This window comes from Streptomyces pristinaespiralis, assembly GCF_001278075.1.
GTDB lineage: Bacteria > Actinomycetota > Actinomycetes > Streptomycetales > Streptomycetaceae > Streptomyces > Streptomyces pristinaespiralis.
This window is the reverse complement of sequence record NZ_CP011340.1, coordinates 6,798,327-6,814,765: the sequence shown is the minus strand read 5'-3', so window position 1 is coordinate 6,814,765 and position 16,439 is coordinate 6,798,327. Positions and strand designations below refer to the sequence as shown.

17 protein-coding genes are annotated in these 16,439 nt (G+C 71.1%); 9 read left to right on the top strand and 8 right to left on the bottom strand.

The genetic code is table 11. The features are described 5' to 3' along the window. Positions 1 to 107: 107 nt before the first annotated feature. Both SPRI_RS29150 and SPRI_RS29145 read right to left on the bottom strand, forming a co-directional pair. A complete protein-coding gene (locus SPRI_RS29150; RefSeq protein WP_005319444.1) occupies positions 108 to 1,565 on the bottom strand; it encodes an amino acid permease in 1,458 nt (485 codons plus the stop codon). Between the two features lie 223 nt (positions 1,566 to 1,788). Next, positions 1,789 to 2,490: a FadR/GntR family transcriptional regulator gene (locus SPRI_RS29145; RefSeq protein WP_005319442.1), complete on the bottom strand. Its 702-nt coding sequence runs from the start codon at positions 2,488 to 2,490 to the stop codon at positions 1,789 to 1,791. Positions 2,491 to 2,643: 153 nt separating this feature from the next. On the opposite strand from SPRI_RS29145, the gene SPRI_RS29140 reads away from it, so the two are divergent. Continuing rightward, positions 2,644 to 3,153 (top strand): gluconokinase, encoded by a 510-nt coding sequence (locus SPRI_RS29140; RefSeq protein WP_037775136.1) that lies wholly within the window; start codon positions 2,644 to 2,646, stop codon positions 3,151 to 3,153. Positions 3,154 to 3,162: 9 nt separating this feature from the next. Then, positions 3,163 to 4,560: a GntT/GntP/DsdX family permease gene (locus tag SPRI_RS29135; protein ID WP_005319438.1), complete on the top strand. Its 1,398-nt coding sequence runs from the start codon at positions 3,163 to 3,165 to the stop codon at positions 4,558 to 4,560. Here the strand turns inward: SPRI_RS29135 and SPRI_RS29130 are convergent. The 3 genes from SPRI_RS29130 to SPRI_RS29120 form a co-directional block, all read right to left on the bottom strand. Then, a complete protein-coding gene (locus tag SPRI_RS29130; RefSeq protein ID WP_053557481.1) occupies positions 4,546 to 5,154 on the bottom strand; it encodes a cytochrome b/b6 domain-containing protein in 609 nt (202 codons plus the stop codon). The two genes, SPRI_RS29135 and SPRI_RS29130, sit on opposite strands and share 15 nt — an antisense overlap. Before the next feature lie 4 nt (positions 5,155 to 5,158). Further along, positions 5,159 to 5,824 carry a molybdopterin-dependent oxidoreductase gene (locus SPRI_RS29125; RefSeq protein WP_005319437.1) on the bottom strand — a complete coding sequence of 222 codons (666 nt, stop codon included), beginning with the start codon at positions 5,822 to 5,824 and terminating at the stop codon, positions 5,159 to 5,161. Between the two features lie 213 nt (positions 5,825 to 6,037). Then, a complete protein-coding gene (locus SPRI_RS29120; RefSeq protein WP_005319434.1) occupies positions 6,038 to 7,693 on the bottom strand; it encodes an FAD-binding dehydrogenase in 1,656 nt (551 codons plus the stop codon). 110 nt (positions 7,694 to 7,803) lie between these two features. On the opposite strand from SPRI_RS29120, the gene SPRI_RS29115 reads away from it, so the two are divergent. The 7 genes from SPRI_RS29115 to SPRI_RS29085 all read left to right on the top strand — a co-directional run bounded on the left by SPRI_RS29115 (position 7,804) and on the right by SPRI_RS29085 (position 12,988). Next, positions 7,804 to 8,331, top strand: a complete 528-nt coding sequence (locus SPRI_RS29115; protein WP_182327596.1) for an NUDIX hydrolase — start codon at positions 7,804 to 7,806, stop codon at positions 8,329 to 8,331. Positions 8,332 to 8,446: 115 nt separating this feature from the next. Further along, positions 8,447 to 8,836 carry a YidH family protein gene (locus SPRI_RS29110; RefSeq protein WP_037777043.1) on the top strand — a complete coding sequence of 130 codons (390 nt, stop codon included), beginning with the start codon at positions 8,447 to 8,449 and terminating at the stop codon, positions 8,834 to 8,836. Beyond that, positions 8,833 to 9,132 carry a DUF202 domain-containing protein gene (locus SPRI_RS29105; RefSeq protein WP_005319429.1) on the top strand — a complete coding sequence of 100 codons (300 nt, stop codon included), beginning with the start codon at positions 8,833 to 8,835 and terminating at the stop codon, positions 9,130 to 9,132. The genes SPRI_RS29110 and SPRI_RS29105 overlap by 4 nt, the downstream gene beginning before the upstream one ends. Before the next feature lie 129 nt (positions 9,133 to 9,261). Beyond that, positions 9,262 to 9,558, top strand: a complete 297-nt coding sequence (locus tag SPRI_RS29100; protein ID WP_037775131.1) for a hypothetical protein — start codon at positions 9,262 to 9,264, stop codon at positions 9,556 to 9,558. Between the two features lie 105 nt (positions 9,559 to 9,663). After that, positions 9,664 to 10,578, top strand: a complete 915-nt coding sequence (locus SPRI_RS29095; protein WP_005319426.1) for an MBL fold metallo-hydrolase — start codon at positions 9,664 to 9,666, stop codon at positions 10,576 to 10,578. A 168-nt stretch (positions 10,579 to 10,746) separates the two neighbouring features. After that, a complete protein-coding gene (locus SPRI_RS29090; RefSeq protein ID WP_037775128.1) occupies positions 10,747 to 11,766 on the top strand; it encodes a phosphotransferase family protein in 1,020 nt (339 codons plus the stop codon). 7 nt (positions 11,767 to 11,773) lie between these two features. After that, positions 11,774 to 12,988 carry an acyl-CoA dehydrogenase family protein gene (locus tag SPRI_RS29085; protein ID WP_005319423.1) on the top strand — a complete coding sequence of 405 codons (1,215 nt, stop codon included), beginning with the start codon at positions 11,774 to 11,776 and terminating at the stop codon, positions 12,986 to 12,988. A 276-nt stretch (positions 12,989 to 13,264) separates the two neighbouring features. Here the strand turns inward: SPRI_RS29085 and SPRI_RS29080 are convergent, their stop codons facing one another. The 3 genes from SPRI_RS29080 to SPRI_RS29070 all read right to left on the bottom strand — a co-directional run bounded on the left by SPRI_RS29080 (position 13,265) and on the right by SPRI_RS29070 (position 16,347). Then, positions 13,265 to 13,858 (bottom strand): TetR/AcrR family transcriptional regulator, encoded by a 594-nt coding sequence (locus SPRI_RS29080; protein WP_037775126.1) that lies wholly within the window; start codon positions 13,856 to 13,858, stop codon positions 13,265 to 13,267. Between the two features lie 75 nt (positions 13,859 to 13,933). Further along, entirely contained in the window at positions 13,934 to 15,586 is a 1,653-nt protein-coding gene (locus SPRI_RS29075) for a class I adenylate-forming enzyme family protein (RefSeq protein WP_037775124.1), read from the bottom strand. Beyond that, complete coding sequence (locus tag SPRI_RS29070) at positions 15,583 to 16,347, bottom strand: SDR family oxidoreductase (protein WP_037775122.1); 765 nt, start codon at positions 16,345 to 16,347, stop codon at positions 15,583 to 15,585. The genes SPRI_RS29075 and SPRI_RS29070 overlap by 4 nt, the downstream gene beginning before the upstream one ends. Between the last annotated feature and the right edge of the window lie 92 nt (positions 16,348 to 16,439).

Below are 16,439 nucleotides of genomic sequence, written 5' to 3'. Positions count from 1 at the left end.
CTTCCTCGCGCAGTGGACGTCGCCACCCACTATGGACCGTCGAGGCCGCCGGGCGTGCAAAGACCCCCGCGGGACGACGTCCCGCGGGGGCCTTCGGTGTCAGGGAGTCAGAGCTCCTCGCTCGCGGTGGCCACCGCGCGCACCCGCTTACGGACCAGGAACCAGCCGCCGACGAGCGCGGCTGCGATCAGCGGCAGGCAGTTGACCGTGGTGCGGGAGATGCCCTCGTCCATCCACATCAGGACGACGACCGAGCCCAGGAAGAACAGGGTCACGATCTGCGTGTACGGGGCCCAGGGCAGCTGGTAGGCGGGCCTGGTGACGCGGCCGTCCTTCGACCGGTGCCAGAACAGCAGCGAGCAGACCATGATCATCGCCCAGGTGCCGATGATGCCGATCGAGGCGAAGTTGAGCACCAGCTCGAAGGCGTCGCCCGGCATGACGTAGTTGAGCAGCACGCCGAGGACACCGAAGCCGGCGGTGAGCAGGATGCCGCCGTAGGGCACGCCGCCCTTGTTCATGACGCCGGTGAACCGGGGCGCGGAGCCGGACATCGACATGGAGCGCAGGATGCGGCCGGTCGAGTAGAGGCCCGAGTTGAGGCTGGAGAGGGCGGCGGTCAGGACCACGAGGTTCATGACTCCGGCCGCGCCGGGGATGCCGAGCTTGTCGAAGACGGTGACGAAGGGGCTCTCGTCGCCGGAGTAGGCGGTGTACGGGAGCAGCAGCGCCAGCAGCACGACGGAGCCGACGTAGAACAGGCCCACGCGCCACATGATCGAGTTGATCGCGCGGGGCATGATCTTCTCGGGGTTCTCGGTCTCGCCGGCGGCGACGCCGCACAGCTCGACGGAGGCGTAGGCGAAGACGACGCCCTGGATGAGCAGCAGCATCGGCATGAAGCCGCTGGGGAAGATGCCGCCGTTGTCGCTGATGGTGGAGAAGCCCGGGGTGTGGCCGCCGATGTCGTGGGAGGTGACGACCAGGTAGATGCCGATGAGCATGAACACGACGAGCGCCGCGACCTTGATGATCGCGAACCAGAACTCCATCTCACCGAAGTACTTCACCGAGATGAGGTTGGCGGTGAGGACCACGGCGAGCGCGATCAGGGCCAGCACCCACTGCGGGACGTCGCTGAACATCGCCCAGAAGTGGGCGTAGGTCGCTGCCGCGGTGATGTCGGCGATGGCGGTCGTCGACCAGTTGAGGAAGTACAGCCAGCCCGCCGTGTAAGCGCCCTTCTCGCCCATGAACTCGCGGGCGTAGGAGACGAAGGCGCCGGAGGACGGCCGGTAGAGCACGAGCTCGCCGAGCGCGCGCACGACGAAGAAGGCGAAGACGCCGCAGACGGCGTAGGCGATGAACAGGGAGGGCCCTGCGCCCGCCATGCGGCCACCGGCGCCGAGGAAGAGCCCCGTACCGATGGCGCCGCCGATGGCGATCATGTTGATGTGCCGCGACTTGAGGTCCTTGCGGTACCCGACGTCTCCGGCGTCCACGTGGGGGGAACCCGTCGCGCCGGCGACGGGCGTATCGGCCGCAGCCATGGTGCGGTCACTCATTGAGGTTGTTCGCCTTCGTGAGGGGGTGTGCGGTACCCGGCCTGCGCCGGCGCCTTCCCAGGGGTGAAGGGAAGGGGACGCCCTGACCCGGCTTCGGGCATGAATGGCCCAAGGGCTCATCGTCAGGGCAACCCTGGGATTTTGGCAGTGGTGTACCTCACTCAGACAGACATCTGAGGTATTTCAGAGGTTTCGACAAGGCAAAGCCAGGGTGTCGCGGAATTCAGGGAGCGAGAACGTCGAGCTCCTGAAGGGCTCCGACGGCGATCTCACGGGTGAGCCGCTCGGCTCTTTCCGCGTCGCCTTCGCGAACGGCCTCAGCGACCTGGACATGCAGCGTCACCGCCGCAGGGTCGGGGTCGTCGAACATCACATGGTGGTGGGTCCGGCCGGCCAGGACCTCGGCGACGACGTCCCCGAGCCGCGCGAACATCTCGTTGCCCGAGGCGTTGAGCACCACCCGGTGAAAGGCGATGTCGTGCTTCAGGTACCCCTCGAGCTGCTGACCGCGGGAGGTGGCGACCATACCCAGGGCCTCCTCGGTGAGCGCCGCGCACTGCTCCGGGGTGGCGTGGACGGCGGCGAGACCGGCCGCGACCGGTTCCACCGCGGAGCGCAGCACGGTCAGTGAACGCAGCTGCCGCGGACGGTCGGCGCCGGCCAGCCGCCAGCGGATGACGCGGGGGTCGAAGACGTTCCACTCCTCGGTGGGACGCACCGTGACGCCGACGCGGCGGCGGGACTCCACGAGGTGCATGGACTCGAGGACGCGGACCACTTCACGGACGACCGTGCGCGACACGTCGAAGCGCTGGGCGACCTCGTCGGTACGCAGCACGCTGCCCTGCGGGTACTCGCCGGCCGTGATGGCGAGACCGAGGGTGTCGAGCACATGGGTGTGGAGCCCTCGGCCTTCTGTGGTCATGGGCAAAGCCTACGGGGCGTGGATCACACGGACGCTCGCGGGAACAAAAAGTATGACGTTTATGTCTCAGCCTCTTGAATACGTCGTACCTAATAGGTTTCAGTAGCGCGACGGACCGACGTCGAACGGTCGACGAGGACAGCGAGGCACGTGATGAGCACCCCCCACGTCGTTGTGGTGATGGGCGTAGCAGGCACCGGCAAGACCACCATCGGCCCCCTGCTGGCCGCCGCCCTGGGCGTCCCGTACGCCGAGGGCGACGACTTCCATCCCCCGGCGAACATCGCCAAGATGACGGCCGGCGTCCCGCTGGACGACGCGGACCGCCGCCCGTGGCTGGACGCCATCGGCGAGTGGGCCCACGGCAGGGCCGGGCTCGGCGGTGTCGTCTCCAGCTCGGCGCTCAAGCGTGAGTACCGGGACCGGCTGCGGGCCGCGGCGCCCGACGCCGTCTTCCTCCACCTCACCGGCAGCCGCGAGCTCATCGAGCAGCGGATGGCGGAGCGCAAGGGGCACTTCATGCCCACCGCGCTCCTGGACTCCCAGTTCGCGACCCTCCAGCCGCTGGAGGGGGACGAGGCGGGCGTCGCCGTCGATGTGTCCGGCACCCCGGAAGAAATCACCGAACGGGCCGTCGCCGCGCTGCGCGGGCTCGAAGACTAAGGAATCACCGTGACCAGTCTCAGCGTCGAGATGCTGGCAGCGGACACCGTCGAACCGATCACCTCGGCGGGTAACGCACAGCTGGGCATCGCCGTCCTCGCGGGCATCGCTGTCATCGTCCTGCTCATCACCAAGTTCAAGCTGCACGCCTTCCTGGCGCTGACCATCGGGTCGCTCGCCCTCGGCGCGTTCGCCGGGGCACCGCTCGCCAAGGCGATCACGTCGTTCACCGCGGGCCTGGGCTCGACCGTCGCGGGCGTCGGTGTGCTGATCGCCCTCGGCGCGATCCTCGGCAAGCTGCTCGCCGACTCCGGCGGCGCGGACCAGATCGTCGACACGATCCTCGCCAGGGCGAGCGGCCGGTCCATGCCCTGGGCCATGGTGCTGATCGCCTCGATCATCGGACTGCCGCTGTTCTTCGAGGTCGGCATCGTCCTGCTGATCCCGGTCGTGCTGATGGTCGCCAAGCGCGGCAACTACTCGCTGATGCGGATCGGCATCCCGGCGCTCGCCGGTCTGTCCGTGATGCACGGCCTCATCCCGCCGCACCCCGGCCCGCTGGTCGCCATCGACGCCATCGGCGCCAACCTCGGCGTCACGCTGGCCCTCGGCCTGGTCGTCGCGATACCGACCGTCATCATCGCCGGTCCGGTGTTCTCCAAGTACGCCGCGCGCTGGGTGGACATCCCCGCGCCGGAGAAGATGATCCCGCAGCGCGCCTCCGACGACCTGGAGAAGCGTCCGAGCTTCGGCGCCACCGTCGCCACGGTGCTGCTCCCCGTCGTCCTGATGATGGCCAAGGCGCTCGTCGACATCGTGGTGGACGACCCGGAGAACGGCGTCCAGCGCGTCACCGACGTCATCGGCTCGCCGCTGATCGCCCTGCTCGCCGCCGTGATCGTCGGCCTGTTCACGCTGGGACGGGCCGCCGGGTTCACCAAGGACCGTCTCTCCACCACCGTCGAGAAGTCGCTCGCCCCGATCGCGGGTGTGCTGCTCATCGTCGGCGCCGGCGGCGGCTTCAAGCAGACGCTGATCGACATCGGTGTCGGACAGATGATCCTGGACTTCTCCAAGGACTGGGCCATCCCGACCCTGCTGCTCGCCTGGCTGATCGCCGTCGCGATCCGGCTCGCGACCGGCTCGGCGACCGTGGCCACGATCTCCGCCGCGGGCCTGGTGGCGCCCCTCGCGGCCGACATGTCGACCTCGCACGCGGCACTGCTCGTCCTCGCGATCGGCGCCGGCTCGCTGTTCTTCAGCCACGTCAACGACGCCGGCTTCTGGCTGGTGAAGGAGTACTTCGGCATGAGCGTCGGCCAGACGATCAAGACCTGGTCGGTGATGGAGACGATCATCTCGGTCGTCGGCATCGTGTTCGTGCTGCTGCTGTCACTCGTCCTCTAGCCACCTCGGGTGGTGCTCGCGGGCCCATCGGCGCTCGACCGACCCGGTACGCATGCCACGGCGTGCCTCCGGGTCGGCGAGCGCCATCGCGATGTGCCCGGCGACGGCGATACCGACGGCGAGCGACAGCCAGTCGTGCACGAAGGTGGCGCTCGTCCGCCACACCAGCGGCGCGAGGCCGGTGAACCACATCAGCAGCCCGGTGCCGAGCATGACCAGCACGGCCCCGGCCGTCCATGCCGCGTAGATCTTCTGCCCGGCGTTGAACTTGCCCGCCGGGCGCGCCGACGGGCCGTGCTCACGCCGGCGTACGGCCCGCAGCCACGCCCGGTCGTACGGCGCGAAGCGGTTCAGCCGGCCCAGATCCGCGCGGAACGCGCGGGACGCCAGCGCCAGGACGAACGGCCCGGGCAGCAGGAGCCCGGCCCACTGGTGGACCGTCACCACGAGATACCGGCGGCCCACCAGTTCGGCCAGCTGCGGCACGTAGAGCACGGCGGCGGTCACGATGCACAACAGCATCAGCGCGGCGGTGGTGCGGTGCAGCAGGCGCTCGGCGCGGGTGAACCGCCGTCTGCGGCCGGTGCCTTCCATCGGCTCAGACGGTGGGTGTGTCGGTGCGGCCGTTGGACCGGCCGACCCAGGCGTCGACGTCATAGCCCCGCTCCTCCCAGTAACCGGGCCGGACGGAGGACGTGACCGTGATCCCGGACAGCCACTTCGCCGACTTGTAGAAGTACATCGGCGCCACGTACAGCCGCACCGGGCCGCCGTGCGAGTGGCTGACCGGTTCGTCCTGCATCCGCAGCGCGACGAGGACGTCGTCCCGCCGCGCCTGCGTCAGCGTCAGGCTCTCGCTGTAGGTCCCGTCGAAGCAGGTGAACCGGATCGCCCGTGCCTCCGGCCGCACGCCGGCCGCGTCCAGGAGCTGCGAGAGCTTCACGCCCTCGAAGGGCGTGTCCGGCACCCGCCATCCGGTGACGCACTGCACGTCCCGCACGATCCGTGTCTGCGGCATGGCCCGGAGGTCGGCCAGGGTGTACGTGGCCGGCTTCCGGACGAGCCCGTCGACGGTGAGACGGTAGGTCCGCGCGGTCCTGCGGGGAACGGAAGAGGCGACCGAGTAGTAGCGGAACCCGCCGCCGTTCGGCAGCAGCCCGGTCAGGCCCGTCGGGTCCTTGTCGGCCGCGGCGCCGAGGAAGTTCTCCAGGCCACGCTGCAGATAGGGCGCGGCGGCGACGCCGGCGGCGCCGAGTCCGAGCATGCCGAGGACGACGCGGCGGCCGACGGGGGCGCCGGGGCCGTCGGGTTCGGCGGGGCCGGGTCCGTCGGGGCCGGCCGCGCCGGAGGGTGGGGAGGTCACCCTTCGATTCGAGCACTTGGGCGGGCCCGGTGCCAGGGGTGGCGGGAAGCCGTCAGACTTCCGTCACACATCGGCGTGGGTGGTCGGACCGGTTCCGGGCCGCGCCCGGCCGTCCTACGACACCGCCCCGGCCGCCGCCCGGCCCGCGGCGCGGCCGGAGAAGAGGCAGCCGCCGAGGAACGTGCCCTCCAAGGACCGGTATCCGTGGACCCCGCCGCCGCCGAAGCCCGCCGCCTCGCCCGCGGCGTAGAGGCCCGGCAGCGGATTCCCGGACCCGTCCAGGACCCGCGACGACAGGTCCGTCTCCAGGCCGCCGAGCGACTTGCGGGTCAGGATGCGCAGCCGCACGGCGATCAGCGGGCCCGCCTTCGGGTCCAGCAGCCGGTGCGGCGCGGCGGTACGGATCAGCTTGTCGCCGAGGTACTTGCGGGCCCCGCGGATGGCCGTGACCTGGAGGTCCTTGGTGAACGGGTTGGCGACCTCCCGGTCCCGCGCGGTGATCTGGCGCCGCAGCTCCGCCTCGTCGATCAGCTCGTCGCCGGTGAGCTCGTTCATGCCGCGCACCAGGGCGCCCAGGTCCTTCTCCACGACGAAGTCGACGCCCTTGTCCATGAACGCCTTCACCGGTGCGGGCACGTCCGCCCTGGCGCGGACGAAGACCTCACGGACGGACTTGCCCGTCAGGTCGGGATTCTGCTCGGAGCCCGACAGGGCGAACTCCTTGCCGATGATCTTCCGGTCGAGGACGAACCACGTGTGATCGTGGCCGGTGCGCATGATGTGTTCGAGCGTGCCGAGGGTGTCGAAGCCGGGGAACAGCGGCACCGGCAGCCGTCGGCCGCGCGCGTCCAGCCAGATGCTGGACGGCCCGGGCAGGATGCGGATGCCGTGCTTGGCCCAGATCGGGTTCCAGTTCTCGATGCCCTCGGTGTAGTGCCACATCCGGTCACGGTTGATGTGACTCGCGCCGGCCCGCTCCGCGATGCCGAGCATCAGCCCGTCGACGTGCGCGGGGACGCCGGAGAGCATCTTCCGTGGCGGGGTGCCGAGCCGCTTCGGCCACTGCGCGCGGACGAGGTCGTGGTTGCCGCCGATGCCGCCCGAAGTGACGATCACCGCCTGCGCCTTGAGCTCGAAGGCGCCGGTGACCTCGCGGCTGCTCGCGGCGCCGCGCTCCGCGTCGGACGGCTCGAGGATCTCCCCGGTGACGGTGTCCAGGCTGCCCGCGCTGCTGCCGAGACCTGTGACCCGGTGCCGGAACCTCAGCTGCACCAGCCCTCTGGCGACGCCTTCCCTGACCCGCCGCTCGAAGGGGGCCACCAGACCGGGGCCGGTGCCCCAGGTGATGTGGAAGCGGGGGACGGAGTTGCCGTGGCCGTTCGCGTCGTAACCGCCGCGCTCCGCCCAGCCGACGACGGGGAAGAACCGCACGCCCTGCCGGTGCAGCCAGGCCCGCTTCTCCCCCGCCGCGAAGTCGACGTAGGCCTCTGCCCACTTGCGCGGCCAGCGGTCCTCCTCGCGGTCGAACCCGGCGGTGCCCAGCCAGTCCTGGAGGGCGAGGGCATGACTGTCCTTGATGCGCATACGGCGCTGCTCGGGGGAGTCGACGAAGAAGAGTCCGCCGAAGGACCAGTGGGCCTGCCCTCCGATGGACTGCTCGGGTTCCTGGTCGAGAAGGACGACCTTCCGTCCGGCGTCGACGAGTTCGGCCGTGGCCACGAGGCCCGCGAGTCCTGCCCCGATCACGATCACATCAGCGTCGTACGCCATGGTCTTCCATTCTCCGTCGGGCCGGTGGCACCCGATCTTCCTTACGGCCGGGTAACTCGTCAATGGCCGGCCGGTCAACGGGGTCCTGCCGCGGTGTTTTCATGGGTGCCATGACTTCCGTGCAGCCCGCAGAAGAGATCCTCGACATCGTCGACGAGCACGACCGCGTGATCGGCCAGGCACCGCGCGGCGAGGCGTACGCCCGCGGACTGCGGCACCGGTGCGCTTTCATCCTCGTCAGGGACGCCGAGGGACGCGTCTTCGTGCACCGGCGCACGGCGACGAAGCTCGTCTTCCCCTCGATGTACGACATGTTCGTCGGCGGTGTGGTCGGCGCCGGGGAGAGCTACGACGACGCGGCGCTGCGCGAGGCGCAGGAGGAGCTCGGCGTGCACGGACTCCCCCGCCCCGTACCGCTGTTCAAGTTCCTCTACGAGGGGGACGGCAGCCCCGGCCCCAGCTGGTGGTCGTACGTGTACGAGGTCCGCTGCGAGCTGCCGGTGGATCCGCAGCCGGAGGAGGTCGACTGGTACGGCTTCCTGACGGACGCCGAGCTGGAGGCAGGGCTCGGGACGTGGGAGTGGGTGCCCGACGGGCTGGCCGCGTACGAGCGGCTCAAGGCGCACCACAGGCGCTGAGCGTCCCGGTCGCGGAAACCGGTGCGGGACCCGGCCGCGGACCGGACCGGCCGGTGCCGGGGTGTGCCGGGAGCTGGGCCGGAGCCGCCGCGCGGGCCCCGGTAGGGTGCGCGGCGTGAGCGATTTCCTGCAGAGCCTGCGTCTGTGGTTCGCGCCGGCGCGGATCCGGGAGGAGGGCGAGACGCCCGACTACCGGTTCTCGCTCGCCAACGAGCGGACCTTCCTGGCGTGGATCCGTACGGCGCTCGCGCTCATCGGCGGCGGCTTCGCCGTCGACCAGTTCCTGCCGGACCTGCGCTGGGGTGTACGGGCCGGGCTGGCTCTCGCGCTGATCGGCGTCGGGGCGGTGTGCGCGGTTCGCGCCGTGAACCACTGGGTCCGGTGCGAGCGGGCGATGCGCCGTGGTGACGATCTGCCGGTGTCCCGGTTCCCCGCGCTGCTGGCCGTCGTGGTGGCGGTCGTCTCCCTCGCCATGGTGGCGGTGGTGGCCTGGGGCGACCTGTGACGGCACCCCCCGTACGCGATCCGGGGCTGCAGCCCGAGCGGACCCGGCTGGCCTGGCGCCGGACCACGCTGACCTGCACGGTGGTGGCGGTCCTCGCCGCCAGGCAGACGGCGCAGGACACGGCGCTCGCGGCGGGGCTGAGCGTGGTGGCCTGGCTGGGATTCCTGTGGGCCGCGCACCGGCGTCTGCGCGCGATGGACGCCGCCAGGCCGGCGGCCATGACGGTGCGCGCGGCGGTCGCGGCGGCCGGGTGCGTGCTGGCACTGGTCGCGTGCGCGGTGGCCATCGTCGTGTGAAGGTGGGTGACGCACCGATTCGGACGTCTGTTCCCGCGTGGCGTGACGGGCGCGGCAGGGCCGGGCCCTGTGTCCCCGACTAGCCTTGAAGGCGGACAGAACGGTACGAAACCACCAGAGGTGAGCGCCATGACCGTTGCACACCAGGAGCACACCGCACACGAGCACGTCCACGGCCCGTCCTGCGGCCACCCAGAGATCCCGCACGGCGACCACATGGACTACGCGCACGACGGGCACCTCCACAAACAGCACTCGGGGCACTGGGACGAGTGCGAGCCGGGCGAGCACGTGTCGCACAGCGGTCACGCGCACGAGCACGGCAACGGATGCGGCCACCCCGCCGTCGTCCACGGCGATCATGTCGACTACCTCCACGACGGGCACCGGCACGCGCAGCACGACGGGCACTGGGACGACCACTGACCCGACACTTTCCGCCGACCCGCCCCTTCCGCGGTGACGCACCCCGGACCGACTGGCAGGCTCTGAAGGCCGATCGACCGTCGACCCGTTCCCGGGGGAGCCACCGTGCCTGCCACAGATCCCTACACCGTCCGGCTCGCGCCGGAGGTGCACGCCTACGTCCAGCCCGACGGCGGCTGGTGCCTGAACAACGCGGGCTTCGTCAGCGACGGGGCCTCGACGCTCCTCGTCGACACCGCGGCCACCGAGCGGCGGGCCCGTGCGTTGCGCGAGGCGCTGCTGGCGACGGGCGCACCCCTGCCCCGTACCGTCGTCAACACCCACCACCACGGCGACCACACCTACGGCAACGGGGTCTTCCTGCCGGAGGCCGTGGTCGTCGGGCACACGTCGTGCCGGAGCGAGGTGCTCGCGGCGGGCCGCCAGCTTCACCTGATCTGGCCGCAGACCGACTTCGGGGACATCCGCGTCGCCGCACCGACCGTCACGTACGACGACCGGCTGACGGTCCATGTGGGGGACGTGGAGGTGCGGCTCATCCATCCCGGCGGCGTCGCCCACACCACCGGGGACACGATCGTGCACCTGCCGCGGCAGGGAATCGTCTTCACCGGTGACCTGATCTTCCAGGGCGGCACGCCCTTCGTGCCGATGGGGTCGCTGAGCGGCTCGCTGCGGGCGCTCGCCGTGCTGCGCTCCCTCGGCGCGGAGACCGTGGTGCCGGGCCACGGACCGGTCACCGACCCGTCGGCGTACGAGGCGACGGAGCGTTACCTGCGCTTCGTCGCCGATCTGGCGGAGAAGGGCCACGCCGAGGGGCGGACCCCGCTGGACACGGCACGCGGGGCGGACCTGGGAGAGTTCGCCGAACTGAGGGAGAGCGAACGACTGGTGGCCAATCTGCACCGGGCGTACGCGGAGCTGGACGGACTCCCCGAAGGGGCACCGCTCGACCTCGCCGCGGTGTTCGCGGACATGGCGGCGATGAACGGCGGGGCGCCGGTGGCCTGCCACGCCTGACGCGCCACCGGCACCTTCCGGCCCCTCGTCTCCCGCCGCCCCGAGGGGCCCTCGCCTGCCGTGCGAGTGTGATCCTGGCATCGCTTTCCACCGGGCCACTGGACGACATACCGACTGGTCGGTCATCATGAGCGCGTTCCCCAGGACCGCCCCCCGGAGGTGCGCACCATGAGCTCAGTCCCCCCAGGCCTCGATCCCGAGCCGCTGCGCGGTTATCTCGACCGTGAGCGGCCCGGACTGGTGGGCGGACCGCTCAGCGCCCGGCTGATCCAGGGCGGCCGCTCCAACCTCACGTACGCCGTCACCGACGGCACCACCCGGTGGGTCGTGCGCCGGCCGCCGCTCGGCCATGTGCTGGCGACGGCGCACGACATGAAGCGCGAGCACCGGGTCATCAGCGCCCTCGCGCCGACCGTCGTCCCGGTGCCGCAGCCCGTGCTGCTGTGCGAGGACGAATCGGTCATCGGATCGCCGTTCTACGTCATGGAGTTCGTGGACGGCACGCCCTACCGCACCGCGGAGCAGCTGGCCCCGCTCGGTGCGGAGCGCACCAGGAACGCCGTGCTCTCCCTCGTCGACACCCTCGTCGACCTGCACGCCGTCGACCCGGAGGCGGTCGGACTCGGCGACTTCGGCCGGCCGGAAGGTTTCCTCGACCGGCAGCTGCGGCGCTGGGGCAAGCAGCTCGCGGCCTCCCGCGGCCGCGACCTGGCCGGCATCGACGAACTGCACGCCGCGCTCGGGCGCGAGCTGCCCGGCTCCCCCGCCGCCACCGTGGTCCACGGCGACTACCGCCTCGACAACGTCCTGATCGGCGACGACGACCGGATCAAGGCCGTCCTGGACTGGGAGATGTCCACCCTCGGCGACCCGCTGACCGACCTCGGCCTGCTGGTCATGTACAGCAAGCGGCTGGAGCTGCCCGACTCCCCCGTCAGCACCACCGCGGGCGCCGCCGGCCACCCGTCCCCCGCCGAGCTGATCGAGCGGTACGCGGAGCGCTCCGGCCGGGACACCTCGGCGATCTCCTGGTACGAGGCGTTCGCCTGGTTCAAGCTCGCCGTGATCCTCGAGGGCATCCACTACCGCTACACGCTCGGCCAGACCGTCGGCGCCGGATTCGACCGGATCGGCGATCTGGTCCCCCTCTTCATCGAGCACGGCCTCACCACCCTTCAGGAAGGCTGAGTACCTCATGGACTTCGCATTCGACGCGCGCACCGAAGAGCTCCGCGGCAAACTGCTCGCCTTCATGGACGAGCACGTCTACCCGGCCGAGAAGATCGCGGAGGAGCAGCGCGCCGAGCTCGCCTCCCCCTGGGACACGCCCGCGATCGTGGACGAGCTCAAGGCCGAGGCCCGCAAGCAGGGCCTGTGGAACCTCTTCCTCCCCGACTCCGAGTACGGCGCCGGGCTGACCAACCTCCAGTACGCGCCGCTCGCCGAGATCACCGGCCGCAGCCCGCACCTCGCACCGACGGCGCTGAACTGCGCCGCCCCGGACACCGGCAACATGGAGGTGCTCACCCAGTTCGGCTCGGACGAGCAGAAGAAGCAGTGGCTCGAGCCGCTGCTCGCGGGCGAGATCCGCTCGGCGTTCGCGATGACCGAGCCCGAGGTCGCCTCCTCCGACGCGACGAACATCCGCACCCGCATCGACCGGGACGGCGACGAGTACGTCATCAACGGTCGCAAGTGGTACATCTCCGGCGCCATGAACCCGGACTGCAAGATCTTCATCGTCATGGGCAAGACCGACCCGGACGGCGAGGACATCCGCCGCCAGCAGTCGATGATCCTCGTACCGCGCGACGCCCCCGGCGTGCAGGTGCGACGCGCGATGCAGGTGTACGGCTACGAGGACCACTCCCACGGCGGCCACGCCGAGGTCGTCTTCGACGGTGTGCGGGTCCCCGCGACGAACCTGATCGGCGAGGAGGGCGGCGGCTTCGCGATCGCCCAGGCGCGGCTTGGACCGGGCCGGATCCACCACTGCATGCGGCTGATCGGCATGGCGGAGCGCGCCATCGAGCTGATGTGCCGGCGGGCCGTATCCCGTACCGCCTTCGGCAAGCCGATCGCCCAGCAGGGCGTCGTCCAGAACTGGATCGCGGACGCGCGGGTCACCGTGGAACAGCTGCGGCTGCTGGTGCTGAAGACGGCGTGGCTGATGGACACGGTCGGCAACCGCGGGGCCCACACCGAGATCCAGGCGATCAAGATCGCCACGCCGCGGGCGGTCGTCGACATCCTCGACAAGGCCGTCCAGGCGCACGGCGCGGGCGGCGTCAGCCAGGACTTCCCGCTGGCGGAACTGTGGGCGTCGGCGCGGACGCTGAAGCTCGCGGACGGGCCGGACGAGGTGCATCAGCGGTCGCTGGCGCGGCGGGAGCTGAAGAAGTACGTCTGAGCCGCGCAGGGGGCGGTCCCGCTCAGCGGGGCCGCCTCGCCCCTTGCCGGGCGCGGCCCCGGTGCACGGTGGTTTCCGGGGCTCTGCCCCGCACCCCCGCGCCTCGATCGCCGGCGGGGCCCGAGTCGCCCGGGCGGGGCACCGGCCCGCCAGGCGGTCCAGGGCGGGGCCGAAGGCCGTACGAGCTCCGCGGCCTGCCCCGGTCACGGGAGACGGGTCGTCCTCCACGGCCGCAGGGCCGTGGAGGACGAGGACGGAACGAGGCCCGCGCAGCGCTTACGGGCGGAGCGCCCTCAGCAGCAGGTCCGCCAGGTGGTCCGCAACCTGCTGCTTCGTCAGGGGGCCGTCCGGGCGGTACCAGGTCGACAGGTGGTGGATCGAGCCGAAGTGGTAGTCGACCACCAGGTCCGCCGGGGTGGCCGAGGAGAAGACTCCGGCCTGCTGCCCCTCCTCCACCAGCGCGCGGAAGCGCTCGTGGTAGCGGCGGCGTTCCGCGCGCACCTGCTTGTGCTTCTCCGGGCTCAGGTGGTGCATGGACCGGAAGAAGATGTCCGCGTCGTCGAGGTTCTCGATCGTGGTGACGACGACGTCCGCCGCCGCCCCGCGCAGCCTTCTCTCCACGGGCTCGTCGGCGTCCGCGTAGGCGTCGAGCCGTTGCTGCTGGACACGGAGCACGCGGGCGTAGACCTCGTGGAGGAGGTCCTCCTTGGAACCGAAGTAGTGGTACAGCGCACCCTTGGTGACGCCGGCCGCTTCCACGATCTCCTGCACCGATGTGCGGTCGTAGCCGCGTTCGGCGAAGAGGCGGGTGGCGGCGGCCAGCAGCCTCTGCGGGACGGGGGTGCCGTCCCCGTCCGTCGTCCTGGCCATTGCCGCCACCCGCCTTCCTTGCTGTCTTCTATGTGCTGTTCCGTGGTGCTGCGCCGTGCCGGGCCCGGCCGGCTGCTACGCGGGGGAACGCAGCTCCCGCCTGAGGATCTTCCCACTTGTCGTCTTGGGGAGCTCCGGCAGGACCTCGACTTCGCGGGGGTACTTGTAGGCGGCCAGCCGCTCGGCGCAGTACGCGGAGATCTCTTCCGGTTCCGCCACGGCCCCGGGCCGCAGGCTGACGAAGGCCTTCACGCTCTCCCCGCGGTAGGCGTCGGGTATGCCCACGACGGCCGCCTCGCGGACGGCGGGGTGGGTGTAGAGGACGTCCTCGACCTCGCGCGGCCAGACCTTGAAGCCGGACGCGTTGATCATGTCCTTCTTGCGGTCGACGACGTAGAGCCAGCCGTCCGCGTCCATGAAGCCGATGTCGCCGGTGCGCAGTTCGCCGTCCGGGAAGGCTTCCGCGGTGGCCTCGGGGAGCCGCCAGTAGCCGGGCACCACCTGCGGGCCGGACACCGCGATCTCGCCCTGCTCACCGAAGGGCACGTCCCGGCCGTTGTCGTCGATGATCCGTACGACCGTGTCGGGACCGGGGAGTCCGACGGAGAGGGTGCCGGAGGCCGGGTCGACGGGGGCCTCCTTCTCCGGGGGCACGGCGGCACAGGGCGCGGTGCACTCGGTGAGCCCGTACCCGTTGCGGATGTAAGGGCCGAAGCCCGCCCTGAACTTCTCCACGAGCGCGGGCGGCACGGGCGCCCCGCCGGAGGAGATCACCCGGAAGGACGCGAAGTGCTCCGGAGTGGCGGAGGGGTGGGCGCCGAGGGCCATGAAGGCGGTCGAGGGGCCGACCGTGTACGCGGGGCGGTGCTCGAGGAACGCGTCGAGGACGACACCGGCTTCGAAGCGGTAGGCGAGCGCCAGGGTGCCCGCGTTCGCGACGCAGACGGCGAGCTGGCAGACCATGCCGGTGATGTGGAACAGCGGAGCGAGCACGAAGTAGCAGGCGCCTTCGGGCACGGGGTGGCCGGTGCGCTGGCGTTCCGCGTTGTAGGTGATGCCGCCGTGCAGGTTCATGGCGCCCTTGGGGGTGCCGCTGGTGCCGGACGTGTAGCTGATCAGCGCGACGTCGGTGGCCGCGAGTTCGCGCTCCGCCGGCGCCGGAAGCCCCTGCCGGGCGACGGCGAGGAGGTCGTCGGCGTCGTCGGCGGGCGCGGTGCGCCCGAAGCCGAGGACCCGTTCGTCGTCCCGCGTCTGCAGGTCGAGCTCGCAGGCGGTGAGGGCCACCCGTACCGGCGACGCGGCGGCACAGTCGCGCAGGTATCCCTCCCAGGCGCGGTCGGAGCAGATCAGCGCACCGACTTCGGCGTCGGCGAGGACGTGCGCGACCTCGCCCGACTTGTACATCGGGTTGAGGGGGACGACGGTGGCTCCGGCCTTCCACGCGCCGAGGAGGGCGATCACGAAGTGCGGGGTGTTCTGGAGCATGATCGCGACCCGGTCGCCGCGGGAGATCCCGCGGGCGGCGAGGTGCCCGGCGACGGAGTCGGAAAGCTCGTCGGTCTCGCGGTAGGTCAGGCGCCCGTCGAAGTAGGCGAGCGCGGGGTGCCCGGGTGCTCTGCCGACGGCGGCGCGGAAGGCATGCAGCACGGTCGGGGGCGGGTCGATCGGCGCCCGTTGGGCGTCGCTGAGCTGGGAGAGCCAGGGCTTGGCGGCGTATATGGAGGTCATCGGCCGGCCTCCTCCCACTTCTGCTGCAGGTGATTCATGCCGGTCAGCCAGCGGTCGGTCCGTGTCGCGCGGGCCGCGTAGTAGTCGGCGACCTCGGCGTGCGGCAGCACCAGGAAGCGGTCCTCCGCCATGGCGGCGAAGAGGGAGTCGGCGACGTCCTCGGGCTCGATCGCGGTGGGGGTGAGGACGAGTTCGCCGGCGCTGCCGCTGGCGGTCAGCATGTCGGTGCGTACGCCCTGGGGGCAGATGGCGTGGACCTTGATGCCGCGGTGCCGATAGGTGAGGGAGAGCCACTCGGCGTAGGCGAGGGCGCCGTGCTTGGTGACGCTGTAGGGCGCCGCGCCGATCATGGTGAGGAGTCCGGCGGCGGAGACGGTGGACACGAAGCGTCCGGCGCCGCGCTCGAGCCAGTCGGGGAGCAGGATCCTGCTCGCCCGTACGTGGGCCATCACGTTGACGTCCCAGGCCGCGGCCCACACGTCCTCGTCGGCGAAGGCGTCGCCGCCGGAGCCGAGCCCGGCGTTGGCGCAGTAGACGTCCACGACGCCGCCGAGGGCGTCACGGGCCTCCTCGACGATCTGTGAGGCGTCGCCCGCGACGGCGACGGCGCCGATCTCGTCGGCGACGGTCTTGGCCTTGCCCTGGTCGATGTCGTTGACGACGACTTTGGCGCCTTCCGCGGCGAAGCGGCGGGCCAGTGCGGCTCCGATGCCTCCGCCCGCGCCCGTGACCACGACCCCAGCGCCCTGCACCGTACTCATCAGCTCCGCCTTTCGTACACAGGTCCCGTCCGCGCAGACTAACCAGTCGGTATGTCACTTCGGAAGGGGGGCACAACCACTTGCCGGGGTCG